The organism is Rhizobium sp. 01T437 (assembly GCF_056398505.1).
In genome coordinates this window covers 105,561-131,336 of sequence record NZ_JBFTPM010000003.1, presented here as the reverse complement: position 1 = coordinate 131,336, position 25,776 = coordinate 105,561, and the positions used below count along the sequence as shown (strand labels likewise).

Annotated in this window: 31 protein-coding genes; 9 read left to right on the top strand and 22 right to left on the bottom strand. The window is 59.9% G+C overall.

The genetic code is table 11. The features are described 5' to 3' along the window. Positions 1-2 precede the first annotated feature (2 nt). From AC1DM5_RS06880 to AC1DM5_RS06855, 6 genes are all read right to left on the bottom strand, one after another. On the bottom strand, positions 3-1,103 hold the full coding sequence (locus AC1DM5_RS06880; RefSeq protein ID WP_477818515.1) for a BMP family ABC transporter substrate-binding protein: 1,101 nt from the start codon (positions 1,101-1,103) through the stop codon (positions 3-5). Between the two features lie 23 nt (positions 1,104-1,126). Continuing rightward, positions 1,127-2,506 carry an amidohydrolase gene (locus AC1DM5_RS06875; protein WP_477818514.1) on the bottom strand — a complete coding sequence of 460 codons (1,380 nt, stop codon included), beginning with the start codon at positions 2,504-2,506 and terminating at the stop codon, positions 1,127-1,129. 1 nt (position 2,507) lies between these two features. Then, a complete protein-coding gene (locus AC1DM5_RS06870; RefSeq protein WP_477974790.1) occupies positions 2,508-3,167 on the bottom strand; it encodes a glutathione S-transferase family protein in 660 nt (219 codons plus the stop codon). Further along, positions 3,164-4,009: an aromatic ring-hydroxylating dioxygenase subunit alpha gene (locus AC1DM5_RS06865; protein ID WP_477818885.1), complete on the bottom strand. Its 846-nt coding sequence runs from the start codon at positions 4,007-4,009 to the stop codon at positions 3,164-3,166. Before AC1DM5_RS06865 ends, AC1DM5_RS06870 begins: the two co-directional genes overlap by 4 nt. Beyond that, a complete protein-coding gene (locus AC1DM5_RS06860; RefSeq protein WP_477818512.1) occupies positions 4,009-4,650 on the bottom strand; it encodes a Rieske 2Fe-2S domain-containing protein in 642 nt (213 codons plus the stop codon). The genes AC1DM5_RS06865 and AC1DM5_RS06860 overlap by 1 nt, the downstream gene beginning before the upstream one ends. A 150-nt stretch (positions 4,651-4,800) precedes the next feature. After that, positions 4,801-5,085: an acylphosphatase gene (locus AC1DM5_RS06855; protein WP_081928525.1), complete on the bottom strand. Its 285-nt coding sequence runs from the start codon at positions 5,083-5,085 to the stop codon at positions 4,801-4,803. Positions 5,086-5,276: 191 nt separating this feature from the next. Here AC1DM5_RS06855 and AC1DM5_RS06850 point away from each other — a divergent pair, with 191 nt between their 5' ends. Beyond that, on the top strand, positions 5,277-5,834 hold the full coding sequence (locus AC1DM5_RS06850; protein ID WP_477818511.1) for a DsbA family protein: 558 nt from the start codon (positions 5,277-5,279) through the stop codon (positions 5,832-5,834). A gap of 138 nt (positions 5,835-5,972) precedes the next feature. Here the strand turns inward: AC1DM5_RS06850 and AC1DM5_RS06845 are convergent, their stop codons facing one another. From AC1DM5_RS06845 to AC1DM5_RS06830, 4 genes are all read right to left on the bottom strand, one after another. After that, complete coding sequence (locus AC1DM5_RS06845) at positions 5,973-6,602, bottom strand: outer membrane protein (protein ID WP_477818510.1); 630 nt, start codon at positions 6,600-6,602, stop codon at positions 5,973-5,975. 235 nt (positions 6,603-6,837) lie between these two features. Continuing rightward, positions 6,838-8,181 (bottom strand): sensor histidine kinase, encoded by a 1,344-nt coding sequence (locus tag AC1DM5_RS06840; RefSeq protein ID WP_477818509.1) that lies wholly within the window; start codon positions 8,179-8,181, stop codon positions 6,838-6,840. Further along, on the bottom strand, positions 8,178-8,852 hold the full coding sequence (locus AC1DM5_RS06835; RefSeq protein WP_477818508.1) for a response regulator transcription factor: 675 nt from the start codon (positions 8,850-8,852) through the stop codon (positions 8,178-8,180). The genes AC1DM5_RS06840 and AC1DM5_RS06835 overlap by 4 nt, the downstream gene beginning before the upstream one ends. Before the next feature lie 231 nt (positions 8,853-9,083). Continuing rightward, complete coding sequence (locus AC1DM5_RS06830; RefSeq protein ID WP_477818507.1) at positions 9,084-10,376, bottom strand: DUF763 domain-containing protein; 1,293 nt, start codon at positions 10,374-10,376, stop codon at positions 9,084-9,086. Between the two features lie 217 nt (positions 10,377-10,593). Between AC1DM5_RS06830 and AC1DM5_RS06825 the strand changes: the two genes are divergently transcribed. Together AC1DM5_RS06825 and AC1DM5_RS06820 are read left to right on the top strand one after the other, a co-directional pair. Continuing rightward, positions 10,594-11,175 (top strand): BA14K family protein, encoded by a 582-nt coding sequence (locus tag AC1DM5_RS06825; RefSeq protein ID WP_477818506.1) that lies wholly within the window; start codon positions 10,594-10,596, stop codon positions 11,173-11,175. A 188-nt stretch (positions 11,176-11,363) separates the two neighbouring features. Then, on the top strand, positions 11,364-11,915 hold the full coding sequence (locus tag AC1DM5_RS06820; protein ID WP_477818505.1) for a hypothetical protein: 552 nt from the start codon (positions 11,364-11,366) through the stop codon (positions 11,913-11,915). On the opposite strand, the gene AC1DM5_RS06815 is transcribed toward AC1DM5_RS06820, so the two are convergent. From AC1DM5_RS06815 to AC1DM5_RS06780, 8 genes are all read right to left on the bottom strand, one after another. Beyond that, positions 11,912-12,535 (bottom strand): response regulator, encoded by a 624-nt coding sequence (locus tag AC1DM5_RS06815; protein WP_113320115.1) that lies wholly within the window; start codon positions 12,533-12,535, stop codon positions 11,912-11,914. The two genes, AC1DM5_RS06820 and AC1DM5_RS06815, sit on opposite strands and share 4 nt — an antisense overlap. Before the next feature lies 1 nt (position 12,536). Then, positions 12,537-13,925 carry a sensor histidine kinase gene (locus AC1DM5_RS06810; protein WP_477818504.1) on the bottom strand — a complete coding sequence of 463 codons (1,389 nt, stop codon included), beginning with the start codon at positions 13,923-13,925 and terminating at the stop codon, positions 12,537-12,539. Positions 13,926-13,983: 58 nt separating this feature from the next. Further along, positions 13,984-14,154, bottom strand: a complete 171-nt coding sequence (locus AC1DM5_RS06805) for a hypothetical protein (protein ID WP_477818503.1) — start codon at positions 14,152-14,154, stop codon at positions 13,984-13,986. Between the two features lie 403 nt (positions 14,155-14,557). Further along, on the bottom strand, positions 14,558-15,535 hold the full coding sequence (locus AC1DM5_RS06800; protein ID WP_477818502.1) for a glycosyltransferase: 978 nt from the start codon (positions 15,533-15,535) through the stop codon (positions 14,558-14,560). A 121-nt stretch (positions 15,536-15,656) separates the two neighbouring features. Beyond that, a complete protein-coding gene (locus tag AC1DM5_RS06795) occupies positions 15,657-16,400 on the bottom strand; it encodes a glycosyltransferase family protein (RefSeq protein ID WP_477818501.1) in 744 nt (247 codons plus the stop codon). Then, the gene (locus tag AC1DM5_RS06790) at positions 16,393-17,886 is read right to left on the bottom strand and encodes a glycosyltransferase family 2 protein (protein ID WP_477818500.1); all 1,494 of its coding nucleotides are present in this window, start codon (positions 17,884-17,886) and stop codon (positions 16,393-16,395) included. The genes AC1DM5_RS06795 and AC1DM5_RS06790 overlap by 8 nt, the downstream gene beginning before the upstream one ends. Continuing rightward, entirely contained in the window at positions 17,883-18,512 is a 630-nt protein-coding gene (locus tag AC1DM5_RS06785) for an HAD family hydrolase (protein ID WP_007823215.1), read from the bottom strand. The genes AC1DM5_RS06790 and AC1DM5_RS06785 overlap by 4 nt, the downstream gene beginning before the upstream one ends. Continuing rightward, positions 18,509-19,180, bottom strand: coding sequence for a PI-PLC domain-containing protein (locus tag AC1DM5_RS06780; protein WP_477818499.1), 672 nt, complete (start codon positions 19,178-19,180; stop codon positions 18,509-18,511). Before AC1DM5_RS06780 ends, AC1DM5_RS06785 begins: the two co-directional genes overlap by 4 nt. Positions 19,181-19,420: 240 nt before the next feature. Here AC1DM5_RS06780 and AC1DM5_RS06775 point away from each other — a divergent pair, with 240 nt between their 5' ends. Both AC1DM5_RS06775 and AC1DM5_RS06770 read left to right on the top strand, forming a co-directional pair. Next, a complete protein-coding gene (locus tag AC1DM5_RS06775; protein WP_477818498.1) occupies positions 19,421-20,926 on the top strand; it encodes an oligosaccharide flippase family protein in 1,506 nt (501 codons plus the stop codon). 251 nt (positions 20,927-21,177) lie between these two features. Continuing rightward, the gene (locus tag AC1DM5_RS06770) at positions 21,178-21,573 is read left to right on the top strand and encodes a hypothetical protein (RefSeq protein ID WP_477818497.1); all 396 of its coding nucleotides are present in this window, start codon (positions 21,178-21,180) and stop codon (positions 21,571-21,573) included. A gap of 62 nt (positions 21,574-21,635) precedes the next feature. Here AC1DM5_RS06770 and AC1DM5_RS06765 read toward each other — a convergent pair whose 3' ends face one another. Continuing rightward, entirely contained in the window at positions 21,636-22,010 is a 375-nt protein-coding gene (locus tag AC1DM5_RS06765; RefSeq protein WP_477818496.1) for a GFA family protein, read from the bottom strand. 12 nt (positions 22,011-22,022) lie between these two features. Further along, on the bottom strand, positions 22,023-22,286 hold the full coding sequence (locus AC1DM5_RS06760; protein WP_113320106.1) for a hypothetical protein: 264 nt from the start codon (positions 22,284-22,286) through the stop codon (positions 22,023-22,025). Between the two features lie 310 nt (positions 22,287-22,596). On the opposite strand from AC1DM5_RS06760, the gene AC1DM5_RS06755 reads away from it, so the two are divergent. After that, complete coding sequence (locus AC1DM5_RS06755) at positions 22,597-22,860, top strand: hypothetical protein (RefSeq protein WP_113184847.1); 264 nt, start codon at positions 22,597-22,599, stop codon at positions 22,858-22,860. A 72-nt stretch (positions 22,861-22,932) separates the two neighbouring features. Here AC1DM5_RS06755 and AC1DM5_RS06750 read toward each other — a convergent pair whose 3' ends face one another. Then, entirely contained in the window at positions 22,933-23,487 is a 555-nt protein-coding gene (locus AC1DM5_RS06750) for a hypothetical protein (protein WP_477818495.1), read from the bottom strand. A gap of 199 nt (positions 23,488-23,686) precedes the next feature. On the opposite strand from AC1DM5_RS06750, the gene AC1DM5_RS06745 reads away from it, so the two are divergent. Beyond that, a complete protein-coding gene (locus AC1DM5_RS06745; protein WP_477818494.1) occupies positions 23,687-23,983 on the top strand; it encodes a hypothetical protein in 297 nt (98 codons plus the stop codon). On the opposite strand, the gene xth is transcribed toward AC1DM5_RS06745, so the two are convergent. Next, a complete protein-coding gene (xth, locus tag AC1DM5_RS06740; protein ID WP_477818493.1) occupies positions 23,937-24,734 on the bottom strand; it encodes an exodeoxyribonuclease III in 798 nt (265 codons plus the stop codon). The genes AC1DM5_RS06745 and xth overlap by 47 nt on opposite strands. A gap of 492 nt (positions 24,735-25,226) precedes the next feature. Here xth and rpsU point away from each other — a divergent pair, with 492 nt between their 5' ends. Both rpsU and AC1DM5_RS06730 read left to right on the top strand, forming a co-directional pair. Further along, complete coding sequence (rpsU, locus tag AC1DM5_RS06735) at positions 25,227-25,463, top strand: 30S ribosomal protein S21 (protein ID WP_192730906.1); 237 nt, start codon at positions 25,227-25,229, stop codon at positions 25,461-25,463. A 68-nt stretch (positions 25,464-25,531) separates the two neighbouring features. Beyond that, positions 25,532-25,726: a hypothetical protein gene (locus tag AC1DM5_RS06730; RefSeq protein ID WP_477818492.1), complete on the top strand. Its 195-nt coding sequence runs from the start codon at positions 25,532-25,534 to the stop codon at positions 25,724-25,726. Positions 25,727-25,776 lie beyond the last annotated feature (50 nt).

Genomic DNA, 25,776 nt, shown 5'->3' with positions numbered 1-25,776 from the left:
GCTTACTTCGGCAGCGGCGTCGTGACACCCTTGACGTGCCAGTCCATCGCGACGATCTGCGCGTCCGTCAGCGTCGCACCCGAAGCAGCACCTTCGCTGCCGTCGGCCTTGGTGATAGGACCGGTGAAGGGCGAGAAGCTGCCATCGGCGATCTTTGCCTCGATGGCCTTGATCTTGCTCATCGTATCGGCCGGGATTGCCGGGTTCCAGTCGACCACTTCTACCACCTTGTCGGCAACGCCGAGGAAGGTGTTGGCGCCCTTGAACGTGCCGGCGAGATGGGCATCGACCGAAGCCTTGAAGAAGGGCGACCAGTCGGTGGCGACGCAGCCGAGATAGGTCTTCTCGGCATATTTCTTCATCGAGGAGTTCAGGTTGAAGGCATAGATGCCGGCTTCCTCGCAGGCCGAGATCACCGAAGGCGTATCCTGCGCATTGGAGAAGATCACGTCGCAACCCTGCGAGATCAGGGCCTTGGCGGCTTCCTGCTCCTTGGCCGGATCGAACCAGGAATTGACCCAGACGACGGAGACTTCGATGTCGGGCTTGACGGACTGCGCGCCGAGCGTGAATGCATTGATGGAGGTGATGAGTTCCGGAATGGCAAAGGCCGAAACCGAGCCGAGCTTGCCGGTCTTGGAAACGGCCGCCGCCGCCATGCCGAGCAGGTAGGTGCCCTGGAAATATTTGGCGGCGAAGGGGGAGAAGTTCGGCGCGACCTGGAAGCCCGATGCATGCAACACGGTGACCTTGGGATTGCGGCGGGCGATCTGCAGCGCACCATTCTGATAGCCGAAGGAACCGGCGATCAGGAAATGGTTTCCGTCGGCGACCGTCTTGTTCATGATGCGGTCGGCGTCCGGGCCTTCGGCGATGTTCTCGATAACGGTGACCTTCACCTTGTCGCCATAGGCGGCCTTGATCGGATCGATGCCGGCGGCAAGTGCATGGCCCCAGCCGACATCGCCGATCGGCGAGGGCACGACGAGGGCGATGCCGAGCGGTTCGTCGGCAGCAAGTGCGGAGCGGCCGGCAAAGGCGGTGGCGAGGCCGGCAGCGGCCGCGCTCTTCATGAGCGTTCTGCGGGTCAGATTGTTGGACATGTCAGTTCCCCTCTTTTGGTTTTTCAAAATTCGACGGTCGCGAGCGCCGCTTCGGCGTCCGCAAAAAGCTTGAATTCGTCGAGGCCGGTGAATTCGCCTTCCTGCCAGACGATGCGCCCATTGATCATGGTGAGGTCAGTCGGCATGCCGATCCCGACCTTGGCGATCAGGCTCAGCGGATCGTGCCGCGTGCCGACATAATCCATCCGCCGCGTATCGATCGCGAAGAGATCGGCGGCCATGCCCGGCGCCAAGCGGCCGATATCGCTGCGTCCGAGCAGGCTTGCGCCGCCTGTCGTTGCGTAGCTCAGGAAGTCGACCGGGGGCGGAACAGGATGAGCGCGCGTCGATGCCGTCAGGCATTGCAGCATATAGGCGGAGTGAATGCAGTGCATAAGGTTCGAATTGTCGTTCGAAGCGGCCCCATCGCAGCCGAGCCCGACGCGCAGGTTTAAGGCTGATATTGCGGGAATGTCGGTGACCTCGGCGCCGACGAGATAAACCGGCTCGGGGCAATGGGAGACGCCGGTGCCGCTTGCCGCCATCTTGCGCAATTCGTCATGCGTCAGTTCCCAGCAATGGGCGTAGAAAGTGTCGGGGCCGGCAAAGCCGAGTTCAGCGCAGTAATCAACGGTGCGCATGCCGTGCCGTGCCTCCATGACAGGGCTTTCGCCTTCGCCGACATGCGTGTGCAGAAACACCCCACGGTCGCGGGCAAGTGCTACGGATTCAACGAAAGTCTCGCGGTAGCAGTTGACCGGCTGGCAGGGGGCGACCACCACCTGTCGCATGCTGAAGGGACCGCCATCGTGGTAACTGTCGATCAGCCGGGCGCAATCGGCGATGAATTCGTCCGTCGTTTCCAGCATGGCATCGGGGATCGTCGATCCCTCGGACTTCGGGAGCGTATTGCCACCGCGGCCTGCATGGAAACGCATGCCGAGCAGCTCAGCCGCTTCGAACTGTCGGTCGATGAGACGTTTTCCGGCATGACGGGGAAAGCAATATTGATGGTCGAAGGCCGTTGTGCAGCCATGCTTGATCATCTCGGCCATGGCCGTGACGGAGGAATGGTAAAAGCAGTCCTCTGTCAGCCGCGAAAAGATTGGGTAGATCCGGTCCAGCCATTCGATGACTGACAGTTTCGTCCAGTCGAGATCGGCCCGGTTGCGCACGAAGCACTGGAAGAAGTGGTGATGTGTGTTGACGAGGCCCGGATAGACGAACCAGCCGGTGGCATCCTGGACGATCGTGCCGGAAGGCAGGGGCTCCTGGGACAGGTTCGCGCCAATTGCCTGGATCGCCGAACCATTGGTCAGCACGTCCACGTTCCGGCTCACACTTGGTCCGTTGCCCTCGTTGACGATGACAGCTTCGCAGTTTTTCAGGAGGTAGCCGGCCATATCAGCTTTCCTCCTTCTTAGGATGGGGATCGGGCTTTAGCTCGTGCAGTCGRTGGATGCCGGGCATTTCGATGAAGCCGTTAATGCTGCGGATGGCACGCAGCCACAGCCGGATCGTTGGGTAGGGATCGAGCGAGATGCCGCCATCAGGTGCCAGCGCCACATAGGGGAAGCAGGCAATGTCTGCGATCGTGGCACGGTTCGATGCCAAGAAGCGCATGCCACGAAGCTGCTGTTCGAAGAGACCGGCTTCCAGCTCGCGCAATGCTGCGATCCCCTGCGTCTGCAGGGTCTCGATATTGCCGGGGCGCAGCAGCATTTCGTGCAGCCGCGCGCCGCCGAGGTTCGCCGTCAGCCGGTGCGAGAAGGAGAGCCACTGTTGAACCCGTGCCGTCTCCTCAGGCGTGCTGGTGCCCAGCCATTCCGGCGCGCTTTTGGCGGCGAGGTAAGCAAGGATGGCTGAGGATTCCGTCAGGAAGAGATCAGCATCCTCGAGGATCGGAATGGAGCCTGCTGGATTGAGCGCCAGGAGCTCAGGTCCGCGATGCTCGGCGCCGGGATGGAAATCGACCGGCCGGATGTCCAGCTTAGTGCCGAGGATCGCGGCCATCAGGCGGATCTTGTAGCAGCTCGGCGAGAGAATGTAGTCGTAAAGCTTCATTGCGCGACCAACTGTGCGCCGTAGGTATAGTTATGGCGCTTGAGCCAGCGCCGATAGGCGACCGACGTCAGATCGGCCCTGGTCGGGATTTCCATGCCGGGATCGAGCGGCAGCAGAGCAGGGATCTGGTTTTCGAGGATCGAGCGATCCTGCAGGAAGATCATCTGCTGAAAATGGATGAGGTCTGTCATGGGCGTTTCGTCATCGAAAAGGGCCATCCACGGCCACACGTCACAAAGGTCTTCCGCAAGCGGCTGCACGAACAGGGTAATGACATCCCATTCACCCGGCCGGGGAGGGCAGGTCTTGTAGAGCACTGAGCAGGTCGGTGCCGGCACGCGGTACATATATTCGGTGGTGATCCCGCCGCTTGCCGATTTGGCGGCCTGCGGCTGGTAGAATTTCACCTGCGTCGCCCAGACCTCATCCTCGTCTTCGCGGATCTCAACCTTGTAATTCTCGACTTCCGTATGGGGTTCGGCGCCGAGAATATCGGTGTGGACGAAAGGGAAATGGGCGATGTCGAGAAAATTCTCCACCGCCCGCAACGGCGAGCAGCGCACCCGTACCACGCCGACATCGACGAAGCGGCGGCCAGGCTGATCCGCCTCGGGAATGGCAAAAAGCTCCTTGGCAGGATTGCCGAGGGAAGACCAGACATGGCCGTAGCGGACACGGACCGAGAGGTTGCGCCCATCGGACGATGTCACCCGTGCATTGCCATCTGGCGTGCGCGCCACTTCGATGGGCTCGCCCATCAGAGCGGTTTTGGTCCCTGTCTCGGTCAGTTGGGAGAAGAGGCCGACCGGATACCACTCGTCGATCATCGCGCCAGCCTTCATCATGCGACCTCCTTCCGCCGCGCTTCCGCCTGGCGACGCACGGCTTCGGCGATACGGGACGCGGCAACACGGTCTGCCGAGCTGCGATCCTTCTCGATCATGACGTGAATGAGCGTGCGATCGACCTGCTCAGCCGACAGCAGCCGGACCCAGGGAAGCTCGGCGACGCGGATAAGCCCGTCCGAATCGACTTTCGCGCCAGCAGCATCTTCGAGTGCTCCAATATCCGACTCCACAGTCAGCGAGCGCAACGGCATGAGATCGTTAAAGTGTGGCGGTTGGGCCGCCGGCTCGCCAACAGCCACCCAGATGACACCATCCGATTCCTCGACCTTGTGGACCGCGACACGGATCGTTTCCGGCGGCACGAGATCGGGATGGGCGGGGATGCGAATGCATCCTCCTGCCGGAGAATAACTCCAGCCATGATAGATACAGGAGAGCGCCTCGCCGCGCACGAAGCCATGGGACAATCGCATCCCGCGATGGGGACAGCGATCCGACGATGCCGATGCGCGTCCGGACTGACTCCGCCAGAGGGCGATCGATCCTGCCGGTGCCCAGGCCGGCATCACGGTCGCCGGCGGCAGATCAGCAGAAAGGGCGACAGGCGTCCAGGAGCCGGCCGTAGTAGATGGCATAACCTATAAATCCCCAATTTTACCAAGGCTTTAGCGCTGTTGGCCGCGCACTGTCGCCGAGCTCGCGGCCTCAGTTGTCAGAGGCTTGCATAAAAAAATCGCATTGGCAACAATGATTAAATAAAGGGCAGGGGATCAATGCGGCCTGCGTTACGGTGTGTCGGCGGGATCTACAATCCTGCGCTGAATCTCATCCACCCAGACGTCGATCGGGCCAAGCGAACATCCCATTTCCAGCATGTCGATCAGCTCTACCGGCCCCGCGACCTCAAGTTCGATTCGGTCGGCGCCGGTGTGAAAGAAATCCTGGGAAAGTCCAAGCTTGTCGGCATGGCGGCGGATCCACGGGATGAACGAGGCGGCATTGACATCGCCGAGGATCGTCATTCGCTCACGCAATTCGCCCTGCCGTACCTGCATCACTGATTTACCCATCATTCTATCCGTGACGACAGCATAGCGGCTCGATGCATTTGTGAAAGAGGCGTGACAGGCCAAACGGTCTTTTGCCTTTCATGACACCGTGAATAAATAGAATGGGAAACAACCTTATCGTCAGCGACGCCGGCTGCGCCGTTGATTATGGTGGCCGGTAATATCGTTCCGCAGGACAAGAGGACATGAATATGACGACGACTTCCTGGCAGGCAGACCCACTCGTTTGGGGTTCTGGACCACCGGTTTTCGAGGCCTTTCTGGAGCCGACCTGCCCATATTCCGTCAGGACGTTCAAGAAGCTGGACGCGCTTCTGGAGCAGGCCGGTGCGGACAAGATCACAGTGAAGATCCGGCTACAATCGCAGCCATGGCATCTCTACTCCGGCGTGATCGTACGCTCTATCCTGGCGGCATCGACGCTGGAAGGCGGCAAGGAGACTGCGAAGAAGGTCATGGCGGCCGTTGCCGCCCATCGCGAGGAATTCGAGTTCGAGCGTCACGCCGGCGGCCCGAACATGGATGTGACGCCGAATCAGATCATCGAGCGTCTCGAGCGCTATAGCGGTGTTGCACTGAAGGAAGCCTTCGCCATTCCCGATCTCGACCGGGAGATCAAGTGGCACTGCAAATATGCCCGTCAGAACGGTATTCATGTCTCGCCGACATTCATGATCGACGGGCTCGTACGCCCTGAGATGAGCAGCGGCGATGATGTCGAGGCCTGGGTCAAGCTGCTGATCGGCTAGCTGTTTCGGAAAAAATGGAGAGAGCGACCTCAGGACTGGGACGTTTCTGTCAATCGCTCTCTCCCGAAGGTGCGTCATGGGGTCGGCGACGAGCACCGTCGTTTGTCAGCCCCCATCCTGGGGGGCATGTCCGTTTCGCTAGAAGCGGAAGTTGAGGCCGGCCTTGATCACATGGCTGCCAAGGTCGTCCTTGGAGGTGCCGGCGGATGTCGTCGTTTTGACATCGGGCGTCAGGACGTAATTATATTCGACCTTCGCCGACAGGCCGCCGCCAAAGCCCTGCTCTATCCCGCCGCCGAAGAGGTAGCCGGTCTTCCAGCCGCCGCCGCTCGTGACGTTCTTGCCTTTTTCGAAATCGGTCAGGGCGACGCCCGCGGTTCCGTAGACCAGCGTGCGGTCGAAGCTCAGCCCGGCCTTGGCCTTGGCAGCGGCACGCCATTTTTCCTCGAGCTTGCCGCCATCGACACGCTGCTCGCTGTTGCCGAGATAGGAGCCCTCGATTTCCGCGCCGACGATGCCCGGCCCGACCTGGAAGTTGTAGCCGGCCTGAACGCCGGCAGCGAGGCCCTTGCCGCTGGCGAATGGGTTCAGGCGGCGTGACGAAAGCCCGCCATGTGCGCCGAGATAGGCGCCGTCCCATTTGAAGACGGGCGGCTCTTCATAGGCAGGCTGGGGCGGCGCGTAAGGCGTCAGGTCAGCCGCTATTGCGGCTGCCGGGATGAATGCCGCCGTGAGGGCCAGCCAGAATTTCTTCGTTCCGATGATCACTCTTTTACTCCGTTGAACATTTCCGTCCCGGACGATCCGACGGCGGAAGGTTTCCGAATGCCGATTCCGGTCGTCCGTGGATTTTCCGGATCGCCCCGTTGCCATTGCTTTGGCCGCGGGGATGAGCGTCATTCTTGATGCGAGGGTTGCAGGCGCATTGCGGCTTTCGAGCGGGAGCGAAATTTACGGTATAATTTCAATTGATTGCGGAATTTTCTTTAAGGTTATTTTAACTTTATGAAGCCATCGGCAGCGTCATGCGGAAACAGGCGCCGCCTGATACGGAGTCGACGACGGATACATGCCCGCCGTGCCGATTGAGAATTTCCCTGACGAGGTTGAGGCCGAGCCCTGCACCGTGATCGCGCGGCTGGAGGCGATGGAAAGGCTCGAAGATGCGGTCGCGCTCATGCAGCGGAATGCCCGCCCCGTCGTCGGAGACTTCCACGATGCCGCCGCGCTCCGCGTGGACTGCAATCGAGCCTTTCCGGCCACCATGTTCTATGGCGTTTTGGATGATGTTGATCAGGGCCCGTTCGAGTGCGGCGGCATCACCGAATACGTGCTCGCTCGGCTGGGTACTCTCGAAGGAAATCTCATAGCCTTGCGCGATGGCAAGCGGCGCAAGATCCGCGACCACGTGCCGGCAGAGGGCAACCAGATCGAGGCGAACAAAGGTTGCACCGCTCTGATCGAGCCGCTGGAGGTCGAGCAATTGCTCCGCCAGCGCGGCGATGCGGCTGGTGTCGGCGAGCAGGCGGCCCCTGATCGGACTCTGCTCGATTGTTTCAACGCGCGTCTGCAGAATGGCGATCGGGGTCCGCAATTCATGGGCGGCATCCAGGATGAAGCGCTGATGGCGCTCATAGCCCTCATCGAGCCGTTGAAGCGCGCCGTTGACGGCCTTCACGAGCGGCCGGACTTCGCTGGGAATGCCCGTCTCCGGAAGACGGAATCCCCGCCTGTTGATATCGATATGTTCGGCTTGGTCCGCAACTTCCGAAAGCCCTGACAGCGCTCGCCTTACGATCAGGGGGATGGCGATGACCGTGACGATGACGAGCAGTGCCAGGATCGGGATCATTAAGAGATTGGAGAGGAAAAGCACGACAAAGGTGGCGCTGAACAGCCGCCCCTCACCAAGCACGGTAAAATCGCCCGCTGGCCCGGATTCCCGGCGGACGACCGCTGAATAGAGATAGGGTCGGACCGTATCGCGAATATCGGCGAAGCTGATCCGGTCGAGATTTCGGCTAAGCGGCTTGTATACATCGGGGACGATACCGCTCTGGATGCTCTCGCCGCTATCGTTCAGGGCGACAAACCAGAAATCCGGCACGGAGGTCCGCAGCGATGCAAGCTCTGCCGTCTCCTTCAGGATCAGGCGGCCATCCGCATCCCGCTCGATGGCGCGCGCGGCAACTCTGGCGACCTCGGGATCGACGAACACGCCGCCTTCGTCGGCGCGCACGAGGTAGGCGACGAAGGACAGACCGAAGAGAAAGAGGATGCCAACCTGGAACAGCAGCAGCTGCGTGATCAGCCGCCGTTTCAGCGAGCGCGGCTTGGGCGATTTCATGATGCCTGTCTCAGAAGATATCCGATGCCCCTGATGCCGTGGATTTCTACCCCGGCATCCGCATCGCTCAGCTTCCTGCGAAGCCGGGAGACGTGTGAATCGAGAGCATTCGACTGTATCTCGTCATCGAAGCCGTAGACCGCGTCCTCCAATGCCGAGCGCAGCACAGTTCGCCCCTGTCGCCTGACCAATGCTTCTAAAACCAGAAGCTCGCGTCGTGGCAGGTCGAGAGGCACACCAGCGATGCGGGCCTCTCTGTTATTAAGGCTGAATTCCAGTTTGCCGAGCCGCGAGAAAACCGGTGCCATGGTTGCCGGTCGTCGCAGCAGGGCGCGAATCCGCGCCAGCAATTCCTCGACCGCAAAGGGTTTGCCGAGATAGTCGTCGGCGCCCATGTCGAGACCGCTGACGCGGTCGGCAAGCGCGCCACGCGCCGTCAGCACGATGACCGGGATGGTAGAGCGAAGCGATCGCAGATACGGGATGAGCGCCAGACCGTCCCCGTCAGGCAGCTGCCGGTCGAGAACGACGATATCGTGGACGCGGTTCGCGACGGCATTTTCCGCCAGATCGAGCGTAGCAGCATGATCGACGACAATGTCGTAACGCGAAAGCGCCGTCGTCAACGCGTCCGCCATCTGCGGTTCGTCTTCCACCAGAAGAAGGCGCATAATCAAGATCCCCTCGGCAATACTCTCCCCAGCATCTTGATTGCGACTGTTGCGTGAGCATTACGGTCCATGCAAGTCGGTTGCCATCCCCTCGGCCGCGCAATTTCAGAGGACGCCAATGGAGCCGCAATGCCCGCTCGCGGCAATCCTCATCGCTTCGAGATAAGCCCGCGGGAGCAAGGCCACCTTTTCCCGCGTTGAAATGCTCGATACCGTTGGGCACGCTCGCAATCAACGGCGGCTTGTGTGGGGCCGCGCTGTTTCGTCCACTGGCATATCTTCCGTCGGCGGCTCCCAGCCGAAGACGCTTCGGCCGCCGAAGGTCGAAGATTGCCGGAATTCGCCGGCAACGATTTCCTTGAGGTCCGGGCCGGTGACGTAGCGCTCCATGCTGCGCGACTGGTCGTCGAGCCGGCGCAGGGCCTGCAGCTCCTCTTCCCGGCCGAGCTTGCCTTTCATGACCGCCGATTTCATCACATTGATTGTTTCGTCGTAGACCTTGAGCGGCACGGGGAATGGATGCCTGTCCTTGCCGCCATGAGCGATCGAAAAACGGGCCGGATCGGAAAAGCGGCAGGGCGCGCCATGCACGACCTCGGCAACGAGCGCCAGCGCCTTGACTGTGCGGGCGCCGACGCCGGGCACGAGAAGAAGATCCTCGAAATCGACGGGTCCGCGATCGGCAGCTGCGGCGAGGTTGCCGTGCAGACGCCGCATATTGACGTCGCTTTCGCGCACATCGTGATGTGCGGGCATGATGAGATGCGGCAGCATCAGCTGTTCGGTTGGCTCCGGCTCGGGTGCAGGATCGGCGGCCAGGGCAAGGGCTGACGCCTCGCGGATAATGCGGTCCGGCCCAAGCGCTGCGAGAAGATCGAGCTGATCGTGGCGGGATTTTTCCGCGCGCCGGTCGGCCAGATTGATGATCTCGCCCTGCGAGCGGCCTTCGATGGCCGCATGCGGAGAATTGACGAAGCTTTCCAATCCTTCCGAGAACCAGTGGTAGCGCCGCGCCTGACGTTTGTCGCCATTCATGCCTTGCTGGACGATCACCCAATGCCCATCATCGGCGACGATGAAGCCGTGGAGATAGAGATCGAAACCATCCTGCACGGCTGCGCTGTCCACCTTGGCGACCAGGCGGCTTGTCTTGGCCAGGCCGGCGCCGTCCAGCCCGGTGCGATCGCCGATCGCCATCAGTTCGTCCGGCGTCTTGCGTGATTGCGCGCCACGCCCGCCGCAAACATGCAGGCCGAGTTCCGTCGAGAGCGGCTTCAGCCCACGCTTCAGCGCGCCGAGCACGCTGGTCGTGATGCCGGAGGAATGCCAATCCATGCCCATGACTGCGCCGAAGGACTGGAACCAGAAGGGATGGGCAAGCCGGCGCAGAAACTCGTCACGCCCGTAGTGGTGGACGATAGCCTCGGTAATCAGCGCACCGAGCGTGGTCATGCGGTTGCCCAGCCATGGCGGCACGCGCCCTCCGTGAAGGGGGAGGTCGGCGCTGCCTGCTCTCTGCGACATGCTTCCTCTTTCTGCCTGCAATCTGCTGCGATCGACCGGATCACCCAATAGAACAGCTATCCGTCAAAATCGGGGCGATGGCAATAAATTCCTATCTCCGGAGTCCTCTCCATTACGCCAGCAGAATAAGCATCAAAAGACACGATTTTCGACCTGTCCGCGGAACCGAAGCCCGGCGTTCCTAATTTCTATCTGTACCGGGAACGGAGATCGCGTCATGAAGTCGCTTGCTGCGCCATCCATCTGTCTGGCAGTGGTCGGGACCGTCCTGGCTGGCGGTCTGGGATTTGCATCCTATGGGTTCCGCGAACCGGAACCACATCACTTCGCCAATCTCGATGCGCCGCTCTGGACGACGACACCGACACGCGTTGATCCTCGAAAGCAAGACTTCAAGCGCCTTCCGCCCCTCCGGGCCGTTGCGGATGGCGGTTCACTTTCAAAGCCCGCCAATCTCGTCGGCATTGCAGCTATCGCGCCGCCTGATGCAGCCGTGACGGGGGCGATTGAGCAACCGAAGCAGGAATGGATGGCTGGCAGCCGTCATCTCAGCCTCTGCCAGCAACGCTATCGGTCCTATAATGTGGCTGACAATACATACCAGCCTTTTGACGGCGGCCCCCGGAAGCCCTGCGTGATCGAAGACAGAGAGCTTTCCGTCGGACTACCGGCGGCGGATACAGGCCCCAACCCGCATATATCATGGTGCGCTGCGCGCTATAATTCCTATCGCGCTTGGGACAATACCTACCAGCCGTTCAGCGGGCCAAGACGTCAGTGCGTTTCTCCCGTTATCTGAGCGAAGCCGTTTTTTCTTCCTGTGAGAAGGTTGCGTCTCGAGTGGCGACCGTTGCTTGTGATCCCGGACCAAAGTCCCAGACCGCCTGGCACCTATGTCCGACCGTCTTGCAATTTCGGAACAAGCGGTCAATCTCGTGCTTCCTGCTTTTGAGCAGACACTAGGGAAGAACGACAAGGCAAGTGACGATGGCGATCTCTAAGCGCAATTTCCTGAAGGGCTGCGGTGCGAGTATTCTTGCCGTTGCGCCGTTGAAGGTCGATGTGGCGGGTTCGTTTCCATCGCTCGCCAGCCAGGTAGCCTTCGCGAAGAACGAAAATGGTAATGGCGGGGGGAATGGAAACGGCAACGGCGGTAATGGCGGAGGGAGTGGAAACGGCAACAGCGGGGGAAATGGAAGCGGCAACGGCGGGGGAAATGGTAATGGCGGTGGAAATGGCAACGGCAATGGCGGGGGGAATGGAAACGGTAATTCGGGCGGCAGCGGCAACAGCAGCGGGAGCAGCGGGAACGGCCGATCCAGTTCGAACGGTGCCGGCAGCACGAACAACGCGCCCTCGGCATCAGGAGAACGGGCGACCGAAGATACTGACGGCTCGATCGATGTCCGGCATACAAATGGAATAACCGAGACCCTTCGTGCAGGACGCTACATCATGAAGGACTCGAAAGGCCGCACGATCATCAACAGGCGGGCGACATCGGCTGACAACACACGGCTCACGCGTCTCCTGCGCTAGCGTTTTTCGCGCCACCGCAAGGCAGCTTCGGTCCTATTCGTGACGCCGAGCTTTGTCAGGATCTGAGTCATATGATGCTTTACCGTTTTCTCCTGTAGATCGAGACGCAGGCCGATATGCTTGTTTGAAAGGCCCTGCGCAACGAGATCCATCACCTCGCGTTCTCGAGGAGTAAGCGCGTCCCTGTCCGATGCCTGCCCGCTCAGTGAATATTCCATGACTTTGGCCGACATCGCCGGTGAGACGTAGCGGGCTCCCTTGAAAACAGTCCGGATCGCTTCCGCCAGACCGCGGGAACCAACACCCTTGAGAATGTAGCCCTTTGCTCCGCGTTGCAGCGCTTCGACGAGCGTATCGACTTCCTCTGAGGCCGTGAGCATGAGGATTTTGGTGTCCGGGCTTATGGAGAGGATCTCGTCGATCACCGAGAGCCCGTCCCCGGGCATCGACACATCGAGAAGCAGCACGTCCGGACGGGTATCGGCGGCGATCATTGCGGCATCAGATGTGTTGGCGCCTTCACCGACGACGACAAAATCGCTGACCTCGGAGAGGCTGCGGGTCACCCCCTCGCGGAACAGGGGATGGTCGTCCACGACGCCGACTTTGATGGACGTCATTCTATTCCTCCACTTCCATAGGCGCGAAGGTCATGATGACAGTCGTTCCGCCTTCACCGGTTTTTATGTCGAATTCACCGCCAAGGCTATCGATGCGCTCTTTGAGCCCAACAAGGCCGAGGCTCGCCGACCTCACCTGCGTCGGATCAAAACCCTCGCCTCGGTCACTGACTTCGACGCGGACGCCACCGCCGTGTGATGTTGCGCTGACGGTCTGCTCGACGCCGCCGCCATGGCGATAGGCATTGTTGAGTGCCTCCTGAATGAAGCGGTAGATGCAAATCTTGAGAGCGGGGGCAAGCTCCGGATCGTCCTCGTCAATTGTCGTATCGACGGTGGTATTGGTCTTCTCCTGGTGGGCCTCGACAACGCGTTTCACGATCTCCGTAATCGAAGCTCTCTCGATTTGCGGCAGGACCAGCCCTTTGCAGATGTCGCGGATCTCCTTCATCGCCTCGGCAAGGCTCGAACGGATCCAGGTGAGTTCCTTCTCGCGCGTCTCCGGCTGGATAGCGGCATCGATCAGCAGGTTGCTGTCGAGACGTAGTGAGGCATAGGCGATGTGCTGGGCGGGGCCGTCATGCAGATCGGCTCCAATGCTGCGCAAATAAGTTTCATTCAAGGCGGCGGCGCGCCGGGAGGACAGTTGAAGCCTGCGTTGCAGACCGCGATTTTCGGCGAGAAGTGCGGAGAGTTCGTCTACTCTGGCTTTGAGCGCTTCACGCTGGACCTCGATCGTATGGCTGCCGCGAAAGACGAGAATGGAGAGAGTGAGGAAGAAGATTGCGGTCAGGCCGGCCACGGCCAGCCAGCTCCAGAGCCGTGCCCGTGCGAGGCTGTCTTCCAGCCCTTCGGCCGTCTCATAGAATTCAAGCACGGCCACAGCCTCGCCCGACCAAGGCTGCAAAACAGGATTGTAAATTTCCATGAGCGCCCTGCCGAGACTGCGCTCCTCGGCGCTTTCGGGGTCGCTTGCGACTTCGTAACGTGCGACCAGCGAGCCCGCAAATGCCTGAGCGAGCTTGTCATTGACAGGAAATGTCTTTCCCACCAGTTCCTTTTCATTGGAATAAAGGATCGTGCCATCACGGCGCCATAGCTTGAACGACACGAGACGGCGGCCAAGCGCGCCCTGTCCGAGCGTTTCGTCGAGCGCCCGGGCGCTTCCTTCGTCGAGCAGCGATTCCGTCTGCATGTCGGGAAGCAAGGGCGCGACGACGCTATCGACGTAGAGCGCTGTCGCAGCCCCAGAATTGTGGATAACGGCATCCTCGATGAGATGGGTGACGATAAGCCCGATGACGAACATTGCGCCAAGGGAAACAAACCCTCCCATGATGAAGAATTGGGAGGCAAGGGAGCGGGCATTCCACCGTATGAGCCAGTTCATTTCCAACCTGATTTGCGACGATCCATGCAAACTATCGCATTGGCTGGACTTTTCCAGTTCACCTGGCCTGGATGACATCGACGCCAGGAACGCTTGCGGTCAACTGATCGGTGTCGCCCGACATGGCTGTGCCGAAGACATAGAGCATGATGGCAAGAAAGATGACGAGTGCCAGCAGGGATGCGTTCCACGCGCTGGAAATTCCCGGGATTTCGTTCTTGTCACCCATGACTGAACTCCTCTTTCGATGGAGGTCCGAACGGGTGGGGAGACAGCGCGTTCCGGATCTGGGACTTCAGTCCGCGCGTCATCGGACCAAAGTCCGAAGCGACCCCGACTGAGGTCCGAGCGTCGGAACAGCGAGCCCGGAGAAAGATCCAGAGGCTTTGCCGTACCTGTCATCGCGATCCTATTTGCGATGGCAGGAATTATCGCCGCACTCGTTGCTATAGGGGATCGCGATGACCGTCGCGGCGGCCAACGGAATGTGAATGCCCGCGATGACAGTTATCGCACGCCTGTGTCAAATGTCTCCCGAATTGGCAGTATCAGGCCAGTCGGTAGCCGTGCCATGAAGACGATTTGAAAGAGTATCGCTCGCGTCAATCTGGAACGGACGGATGTTGTCGATATCAACGCGACAAGGCTTGCCAGGGCGAAAGTCTTCCAAAGAACTTAGCGATGGCCGAGAGCGAGGCAGCCCGCATACGCAACAGTCTTTGCCGGCGAAGGGCATCGACGCGTGTTCCCGGTGCCTTCGCGAGCGCTGCCCTGGCCGCCCTTACGGGCTCTATCAGACTGGCGGCGACGTCCGGCAAGGCATCCACTTCCGCTTCGAGGCGCGTGAGGTAGGCGTTCAGACCATCGGCAGCGGCTTGCCGTAGCCGGCGGGTCGGAGCGTTACGAAGTCTGCGCGTTGCCCAGCGCAGATGTTCTTCGGCATGCCGGTGCAGTGCCTGCGGATGCTTGTAGGCCCTGTGGTCGCCAAGCATGTCGGCGACAAATGCCACTTCTCCGAGTTCGCCGCAGCGCCACCAGAGCTCCATATCCTGCAGATACTGCCAAGCGGGATCCCAGCGGCCGGCCTTGAAGAAGACATCCGTGCGGATCGTTGCGCCCGGCATCGCGACCATATTGTTGAGCAGCAGCAATTCCCGAAACGCCTCGCCGCTGTTGCTGTAACTCCACCCGAAGCGGTGGCCGGGAATGGGATCACCCTCATAGGTGATCTGCCGGAAGCGGCCGTGGATCAGGGCAGGATGGCGCATTGCCGCGCGCCCGATGGCGCGTAACGCCCCCGGCGCGAGACGGTCGTCGGCATGCAGGGTGACGAGGTAATCGGCGTTTGCTCCGGCTGTATAGGCACGATTCCAGTTGTCCGTGCGCGGTACGGTGTCTCGGTGCAGGGCCGGCTTCAGCAATGGAGATGAGTAGGATGCGATCATTTCCCGACTGCCGTCCGTGGAGCCGTTGTCGCAGATATGGACCTCGAAGTTCGGATAATCCTGTGCCAGAGCGCTGTCTAGCGCCTCCGCAAGTGTCTCAACATTGTTGTAGCAGGGTATGATAATGGCGAGAGAGGGTAATTTGCTCGATGTCCCGGCTGTCATGATGAACTCCCGTTTACTAGGTCCCCTGATCCCACGAACGCGTGTCGAGGGGATCGTTAGCAAGGCTCCGCCCGTCCCCGTCGAAGTGGAACGGCATCAGTATTTTCCCCTATCCTAGACGCTAGCCGGCAAGGGTCACGTCTGCGATCTTGACATCGAACACGTCGCGCGCCGGCAGCGTCCGGACATCGAAGCCGTGTGCGACCACGCCGTTCAGCATCGGGCAGACAAAGAGCAGGCCGTTATGCGAGAGGCGCGACCGGTTCTGCAGGCTGTGGGCCAAAGCCAGATGAAAAACGGCGACGTTGCGGAAGGCATAGACGCCTGCCGATGCATTCTCGGAGATGACGACCTTTTCCCTCGCTTCCAGCATCCGGCCATCATTTCCAAGCCTGATATAGCTGTATTGCGGATGGCGGGAGGCAAATGTGAGTGCCAGACCGCCGAGATTGGGATCGGCGGCAAAGATTGCGGCAATATCCGCATCGCTGTCGAACATGATATCGCAGAGATCGACGACAACGGGCGCATCGGGAAAAGCGACGAGTGCCACACCGGCCGCAGCGCTCCAGGCAGCGCCACCGCTCATTTCAGACAGCCAGACGATCCGCGCTGTCGGATAGCGTGCCAGCAATGTTTCCCGAGCGTAGCGCCGTGATGCAGGCCTGTCCCGCAGCACGAAAACAGGCACAGCCGCACCACTCCACCAGGGACGCGCCCCCAGCGTGGCGGCGAGCAATGTCGTCTTTCCTACCGGCATTTCCGCCTTCACCGAGCCGTCAAGCCGCTCAAAATCATTCCCTGCCATGGGAATGATGACGTTCAGCGGTGCGGTCGCGCCCGGGCTGGTTCCGACGTCATGCATAGGCAGGCTCACGGCCCTGCAGATATTCGGCCAGATCCTCGGGCGTACCAAGCCCGTGCATGTTCCTGACGTCGATCTCGTAAACCCCGATACGCGCACCGTTACGGATGGCGTAATTATAGGCCGGGCAGACATAGAACTCGTTGTTGGTCCGGTCGTTGTGCACCATCATGTCGAGCGCGCCCTTCATGAAATCACCGGCGCGGCGGAAGAAGTAGATACCGACCGTTGCCAGTTCGGAGATCGGCTGCTTTTCGGCAACCCTGAGCACGAATCCTGCCGCATCTGTTTCGGCGAAAGACCATTTCGGGTCGCGCTTTGGATCGCGAAACACGAGGATCGATCCGTCGAGATCGCGCGACATGCAGTCATCGATGAAATCGACGATACGCATGTCCACCACCTGGTCGGAATTGGCGATGAGAAGGGGAGCCTCCTCGTCGAGATGCTGGCGCGCCAGCAGAACAGTGCAGGCGGTGCCTTCGGTGAGCTGATCGACCGAAACGACCCCCACGCCCTGCGAGCGAAGTTCGGCCACCGCATCCGCCTGGCTGTCCAGATGTTCGCGCAGCAGCAGGACCGTCGGTTGTCCACCCGGCGGCAGGGTGTTTTCTAGCACATGCTGGATCATCGGCCGTCCAAGCACGTCGATGAAGGGCTTCGGGCGGGTAAAGCCGACCTTGGCGAAGCGGCTGCCCCGGCCGGCGGCCGGCACCACCAGTTGCACGGGTCGTGCGGCCTGTGCGGAAGACAGGCGGCGGACCCCGTTGACCTCGAAATTCTCGATCATTTTCGGGTTGTAGAAGCTGTGGTAGCGGTCCGCGGGAACGCTTGCGGAAACGACGCGGCCGCCATCCAGGATCACCTCGTTTAGCGACGAGCTGACATAATAGCGGTCATCCACCGTCACCCCGTGCCTCAAGGCGGCAGTCGCGGCCTTGAAGAAAATCTGGGCCTCACGGAAATAATAGAACCCAGCGATCGCCTTGTTGCTGATCACCTCCTTCTCGGAGGTGCGATTGACGAGACCGTCGTCGCCGAGCGTCACATAGGACCAGCGGGGGTGGATCGTCTCGAAGGTGATGACGCCGGCATCCGCCTTGGCTGCCTCGAATTCCGCAATTACGGATGCAAGCCGGGTGTCGATGATCTGGTCGCTGTTGGCAATCACCAGCGGCTCGGTGGGGTCGATCCTGTCGACCGCCATCAGGCAAGTGCAGAGCGCACCGGCCGTCGGGCCTTTCAGCATGACCACCTCGGAACGGCCGTTGGTGCTGAGGTCAAAGATCCGCTCGTAGGAATATTTGACGGCATCCAGCTGGTCGACGAGGAAGAGGAAATGCGCGTCGCTGCCGAGCGACTTCATGTTTTCGATGGCCCACAGGATCATCGGCTTTCCGGCCACTTCGATGAGCGGGCGCGGATAGGCATAGTCTTCCGGGCTGAAATGCGGGCTTGTGCCCGTGGTGGGGAACAGGACGATCATGCCATCACCTCCGATACACGCTTGATCTCCGACACGATCCGGCCGTAGACAACGTCGGCCGGTGTTCCGATCTGCATGACGTAAGCGCCGCTGTCGCGCGCGGCCTTCAGGCCGTATTCATTGTCCTCGAGGATCAGGCATTCATCCGGTCTGAGGCCGAAGCGCTCCATCGTCGTCACATACATTTCCGGATCCGGCTTGGCACGGGTGACATCCTCGTTGGACACGATGAGGTCGATATATTCTATCAATCCGGCGCGCCGCATCATGGACTCGATGGTGACACGGATCGAGTTCGAGCAGACGGCGATCTTGTAGCCGTCGTGCTTGAGACGGCTGAGCGCGTATTGATGGGCAAACACCGGCTTGCAGCGGGTGTAGATCAGCTCCATCGTATAGTCCTGCTTCAACTCGTGGATCAGCTCGTTGAGCCCCTTCGGCAGGCCATTGGTACGGGAGAGGATCTCCAGCTTGCGGCGGGTCGGCAGGCCATCGAACGTGGTCAGATGTGCCTGGCGATCGATCGGCATGCCGAAAAGATCGAGCGCCCGGTTCAGCGCCTCATAATGCCATTCCTTGGCATCGATCAGCACGCCATCCATGTCGAACAAAACAGCACGGATCATGTGACTTCCTCCTCAACCATCCAGGCAAAGCTCTGCTCGGCTGCATCGGGCAGATCGGTACAGATCATCAACCGCTCGAGCGGAAGACCACTCTTCGCAGCCTGTCGCAATGCGCCAGACCAGGCGGCCCAGACCGCTTCATGCGGGCGCTTGTGCAGTTCCGGCGAAACCATCGCGACATATTTGCCGCGTCTCAGATCGTCGATTGCGCGTTCGATCGAGGCCGGCTTCTCGGTGAAGGAATCCACCCAGACGCCCTCACAGCGTTCGTAGAAGGACGGGTAGAGCTCGACCTCACTGTAGCGGGTGAAAACCGGGATATCGCTATCGAGATAGGGCCTGAGATCGGGAACCGACGCGTCGAAAACGAAGGAGCGTTTCGTCACCCCATATTGTTCCAGCATCGGCAGCAGGGCAGGGCAGAGGCCGTCCGCCTTGATATTAATGGCCAGCCGTCCCGGAGCGCCGTTTGCTGCATAGCACTCAAGAACGCGCGCAAAGGACAATGCCCCGGCTGTGGCAGGATCGTGTGAAATTACAAGTTCGCCATTCAGATCGCGAACATCCAGTTCAACGCCGTGTCCGGCGGCAAATGCCTTGTCGAATGCCCCTAAAGTGTTCCGCTCATGGGGTGCAAGCCACCAGCCACGATGTGCGAGTATCATCATTATGTCCCTCCGGCCCAATTGGCCAACAAACGATTTTGTGTCGTCACAAAGGGCCGGATGAAATCCATGCATGTGCCGACCAATCTTCATATGCATGATTGTAATTTCATCTTGACTATGCAGAAGTGAGTATAGATCGTCAATATCGAATATACATCAAAGTTGTTACTTCGGTAACACATGTGATGCGCGCAATAATGCCAATATAAACCCCAGATAAACTCAAAAGAACATGTGACCATGGGCACATCTAGTACGGCATCACTACCCGGCGCAGAGGAAGACCAGGAGCCGCGTAGTGTCTCTACATCACGGGATGCGCTATGGGTTTCGGGCGCCCGTCTGGTCAGCCAGATCTGCGGTATCGGTACGTTGCTGGTCGCAGCCCGCGTCCTCTCACCGGCCGAGGTTGGCGTCTTTGCCATGGTCTCCTCGACCGTTTTGCTGCAATCGAAGATTGCTGAAGCCGGATGGAGCGAATATCTGATTGCTGCACCGCATGATAGGGAACTGCCCGGAACGGTTCTCTATTGCGCGCTTGCAAGCGGACTCGCCTTCACCATCCTCGGCTTGATTGGACTTGCTGTTTCCCTCGTCTGGCTGGCGCCGACCGGGTCAATCTTCTTCACTCTTCTGCTGCTGATGGCGACCATCGTGCCCGGCACCTTCATCATCTGTCAGAGCGGCGTATTGGTCAGGAGGCGACGCCTGCGCGAACTTGCCTTCTATCAGGCGGCCTCGGAATTTTCGGGCCTTCTCGTGACGACCGGAGGATTATTGCTCGGCTGGGGCATCGTCGCGCTTGCGGCAGGACGCTGTTGCGTCGTGCTTGTCGCACTCCTGATGTCCACCGGCTTTGCGCGCTGGCTTCCGCGCTTCGAATTCCAGCTCACGACTGCCCGCCAGGCGCTTGCCTATTCCACCCGGCTCCTGGCATCGCGCCTCATGCAATTTGCACAAAGTTACGGCGCGGAGTTCCTGATCGTGTTCTTCATCGGCGCGACGGAGGTCGGCCTCTATAGAATGGCAAGCCGCATCGTCGGCGCCGTCACAGAGCTGATTTCCGAACCCGTGCGGATGCTGGCATGGAGCTATTTCTCCCGTCAGCAGAGCGCGACGGGCAGCGGGGCGGAAGGCCTCAGCCGGCTCATGGGATTGATCATGGCGGCCACCGCTTTTGCCGCTCTTCCCGTCTTCATGGGCCTTGCCGTCATATCTGAACAACTCGTCAATGTGCTGCTCGGGGTGCAGTGGCTCGCAGCCGCGCCAGTCCTCATCCTGCTGGCGGCTGCGCGCGGCATTGCCGTCATCCAGATGCTCAACGAGCCTGTGCTCAGCATCATCGGCCGGGTTGCCCTGCTGCCGCGGTTGAACATGCTGTTTACGGCAACAAGCCTCGCTTGCCTTGCGATCGCCGGCTGGATCCGACCGGACCTCGTCAATATCGCTGTTGCGCAGGTCGTGGCCGCGGCATTGACGACTTCAGTGTCTCTCTACTTCCTGCAGCGCGGCACCGGATTCCGTTGGCCCTCCTTGTTGCGTCGGATCCTGCCGGCCGGGCTGGGCGCCTGTGTCATGGTCGGCGCCGTCGGCCTGGCTCTCCATATGGCAGGCGATAGCCTGCACCTTCCCTTGGTGGACTTGTTCATGGGAGTTGCGGTTGGGGGCCTCGCCTATGTCGTCATTGCATGGTCCAGCGGTCGCGCCTTGATGGCGGAACTCAACCATGTGACAGGTGCGCAATAGCGGCATGGATGTGGATGCCTGCTAAAGCCGAGCTTTCGTTGGTCGCCTTAGCCAACGCTCGAAAGCCATGCCACCAAACAACTGTATCCTTCGGGGTATTTCACTCTCAAATGGGCGGCTGAGATCGCCTCGCTCGACTGCTGCTGCTCCGGATCCAGGCGCAACGCGGGATGTATCAGCGAGCTTCGAACTTATGACGGCTGAGCGCGTTCTCATTTTGTGATAATCGACTCGCCGGATGGGAGGTGCCTATGACGGATATACGCACGCGCGGATTCAAGACGAAGGCCGAGCTTGACGAACATCTTGGCGACATTGAAGAGGCCGCCGAAACGGAAGAGGCTCTGTCACCTCCGGTCGATTACGCGGTGGAAAAGCAGGAGACCGTCGAGCTCGCAAGATTGCAGGAGGATCTGACGCTGCTGCGCAGACACCTCGCTCTTCTTCGCGAGCAGGCGAACACGGCGATCTCGGCACGCGCCCAATGGGCGGATGCGGACGCCCATGAGCAGCTTGGAAATTATCCCTGGCTGAAACTCGCTGGGGTCATTGCCATAACATTCCTGGCGGCCAGGCGGTTGCGGTTGCTGCCTGCTTCGGGAATGGCGACGATGCCTCTCGCTTTTTCACGCTTCAACCGAATGTGATCAGACTTTTGAGCTCAAAGCTCGGTATACGCACCTGTCCGTCGTGAACCAGCGGACGCCTGTCAGATCCGATCCTCCACGAATTGTTCCGCGCCGTCGACCGGCTGCAGCCAGGGTTCTCGCCGCTTGATCCAGAGCTCATAGGTGGGCTTGAGGCCGGTCGGCGCATCCTGCAGTGTCCCGAGTTTGATCTCGGCCTCGTCTTCGTCATAGGCAAAGACCCGCGAACCGCAGGCCAGGCAGAAGCGGCGGCCTTGATGCACTGCGGTTTCCCCGGTGGTTTTGAAGGCGGACGTCTGCCAGATCGCGTAATAGGTAAAGGCTGCGCCACTCTCCTGGCGGCAGTCGGTGCAATGGCAAAGCCCGACGCGTTTGGGTTCTCCCTCCACCTGATAGCCCACCTTGCCGCAATTGCAGCTCCCGTATCGAATGATCATCCGAAGCCTCCCTTAATGTTTCACCCCGAAAGGCGGTTGATCGTCGTCAAAATTGCCGTTGCTCAGACTGTCGTAGCGATTGAGGCTCGGCTCGCCGCCTCGGGTGCCAAAGGGTGTCAGCTGCACCATCATTTCCCTCGCACGATCGATTGCGTCTTCTTCGCTCAGCGCCGCTGCCTCGGGAAGGCGCACCGTCAGTTGCTCACCGGCGTCGCCGAAGAAATCGACATGCCAGGCCTTCTGCCGATGCGTCACCTTTGCCTCGTTCAGATGCATTGAAACCTCCGTTCGGCCTTTCTGCTGGTTTCGCTTCTCTCGGGCATGGAGATCAGTGTATAAACCGATSTACTGGCGATWGGTTCCGAGTTCTCCCTCCTTCGGGTCTTCACTGCCGGCTTGCCGGCCTGGTTCACTCAAGGCTTCACTCCGCTGGCACCTGTCGAAGAACATAAGCTTTCATTGAAGAGCAGCGATCGGCACAGTTTTCGTTCGGCGGTCATACATAGAGATGATCGACGCATCTATTTGCGGTCCTCTGCGTTCACCGCAAGGACGAATCTTGTTCGAACCCTCGAAAGGAACGCAGATGAGTTTTCCAGCCCCGACAAGCAATGATCCCACGCGCCGGTTTCAGGATGCGACCGATGCTGCCCGCGTTGCCCTGGAGGCGCTAATCGCCGATGCCAACGCTGCGGGTTGGAGCACGGACGAGATGACCGTGGCACTCGTTGAGGCAGCACGGTCTCTCAAAGACGCAAACACCAGGGACCCCGACCCTGCCGACGATCCGCCAATCAGCGGCGTCGATGCGAGGCAAGGGCAGATTGGACGTGGCGAGTTATTTGACTGAGTGACGACCCAGCGGTGCTCACAACAGGACAAGCGCCAGGAGGGAGACCGTATTTCGCACCCCATCGCCTCATCAGATCCTGATCTGCAGTAGACCCCCTCGGGCTACCTGTCTGCCGTGGCACCAGAACGGATGGATCATGTCATTGATGGTCAGGATGTCGGCACATGGAACAAGTGGCGACCATCCTTCATTGGCATCGAGCCCGACAAAGGCCAGCCTTGTTAGGGATCTTGTACCTGCCAGCAGATCTTCGTCATCGATGGTAATGTCCACCAGCAGCACTTCCGGCGCCCGCACGGAGCAATCGACTGCTTCCCGAGCGATTGTCGTCACCGACGTGCTTGCTCCGATATAGTAGGCCATGACCGTATTGTTGTCGAAATCGGCGATGGCGGGAATGAGCAGATTTGCGGGCAGGGCCGTCAGCGTATCGCGTGCACCGTCAAACCGGTGCCCGGTTGCGTCCTCGCCTGCGAGACTGCGATTTCCCGAAAATTGATAGAAGACCTCGCGTCGTGTCAGATATTCGACCGTCCAGCGACCGGAATGGTCTGCTGCGGTAGAAGTCGCGAGCGCCTCGATCTCCGAGACGACTTCATGGAAGGTGGTGCGAGCGTTGGCCATGGCGATTCTCCTTGAGGGGAACAAAGGCGGATGGCGGGTGAATGTTCCTGCCAAAAGAGAATAACTTCCTATGCGGGCCTGATAACCAATGACGCCGATCATGACGCGGTGCCTTCGGTATGGTTCCGCTGAAAGGCACAAATAGCGCCATCATATTGACGCAGTGCGCGTTAACCCTTGAGAGCGAAAGGAGATGAGCATGGCCGGACACGATAGCTACTATATCGAGATCACCACGCGTCTTCGATCGGTGCGATCCTTCTGCGACTTCCTGTCGAGTGGCGGGACTGTCGGCGTTGCTTCGGCGGACGGCTCACGCTACGGCGATGTCACCACCGATCTGCTTGCAAGAACACGCAAGGAAGCAGAGGCCCTCGATCGCATGCGCCGTCAACTCTTTCCGGATCGTGCAGACGAAGAGGTTTCGCCGGCACTCTATACTTGTGGACTCACCGCCTCCCGCCGGTCGCGTAAGGCAGGTCGAGCTCAATCATGACTGGCGCATGATCGCTCGTATGGTCCCAGCTCCGCGGATTGCGCCGGACGTTGGCAGAGCGAAGATGCCCAGCGAGGTCGGGACTGAGAAGAACATGGTCGATCCGCAGTCCCGCATCCCGTTCGAACGAGTTTCTCCAGTATTTCCAGAAGGTGTAGATCCGCTCATCCGGGTGAAGATGGCGAAGCGCATCCGTCCATCCCTGTTGGACCAGCCTGGCATAGGCCTTTCTGACCTCAGGTCTGAACAAGGCATCATCGCGCCATCGTTGCGGGGAATAGACATCCAGGTCCGTCGGCATGACGTTGAAGTCGCCGATGAGTAGGGTCGGGACTTTGAGGTCCAAGAGCTCTCCGGCATAGTGATGCAGGCGCCGAAACCAGCGCAGCTTGTATTCGAATTTCGGGCCAGGCACCGGGTTGCCGTTTGGAAGGTAGAGGCAGCCGATCAACATCCCGTTTATGGCAGCCTCGATGTATCGGCTGTGGGTGTCGTCCGGATCGCCAGGCAGGCCACGGCGTGTCAGCACCGGCAAAACGCTTCTCGCAAGGATCGCCACACCATTCCAGCTCTTTTGGCCATGCCAGACGGCACGATATCCGGCGCTTTCGATTTCCCGTCGCGGGAATTTATCGTCAGAGGTTTTCAGTTCCTGAAGACAGACGACATCAGGCGCATCTTCTTCCAGCCATCGCAGCAGTATTGGAAGGCGGCCGATGATCCCGTTAATATTATAGGTGGCTATCTTCAATCGACCTCCAAAGGGTGTGATGGGCCGGACAGGTTGGGCGCTCGTCTGCCATTCGTCGGCCATGGCGGGAAACCGGAAAAAGCGCCATGTTCGCCATCCCGTCGCGTCCGGTTGACACGGCCCTCGCTCGGCAAAGGGAATGTGCATGGCTTCAGAAGGTTCCCGTCGGGCCGTTGGAGGCGGATCAGGCTGCCTTGCAATGCCGCTATGCCTTTCTTATTTACCTCCCATCACCCCAATCGGTTTGGTCAGGCCCAGAGAACGATGCGTAGCCCTCCAGAAGAGGTGTACGCGCTCCAGCCAGGACCGTTACAGATATCGGCTACTGGCCGTTCAGCTCATGATGCAGCCACACTGACGCAACGCGGCGGCAAAGCGCGATCCTCTGATCGTTTCAGCTAAGGCTTCCTTCGATTGCGCCATTTGCGCAGAACGAATGCCGAGAGATCGCCAGCCGAGCGGGCTCAACACCTTTATCCGCAAGGAGAAAACATGCAGGTCATTGTCAGAGACAACAATGTTGAACAGGCTCTCCGCGCCCTGAAGAAGAAGATGCAACGCGAAGGACTATTTCGCGAAATGAAGGAACGCCGGGCCTATGAGAAGCCCTCGGAGCGGCGTGTCCGCGAAAAAGCCCAGGCAATTGCCCGACAGCGCAAGGCTGCCCGCAAGAAGATGCAGCGCGAAGGGCTTCTGCCTGCCGCAAGACGCCGCGCGTCCACACGTTGATGACAGCGGCGCCGCCGCAATATGCCGGCGGCGCTTTATTCCGGCCCTCTATTCTAGGAAGGGACATCATGGAAGAGTTGCGTAGTTTGATGGTTTCCGATGATCGGCTTGACGACTGCCGCGAGGCTATTGGCCCGGATCTGCAGGATCTGATCAATGCGAGTGTCGCCTCCGGGTTTACGATCGAGGAAACATTGATCGCGATCAGCGAACTGGTGGCAGAAGATTTCGCCTCCGCGGTGAAACTCCCGAGCGTTCACTGAGGCGGAAGATCAGAGAATGGTTGCGAGCGCATCAGATCAGCCAGATCCGA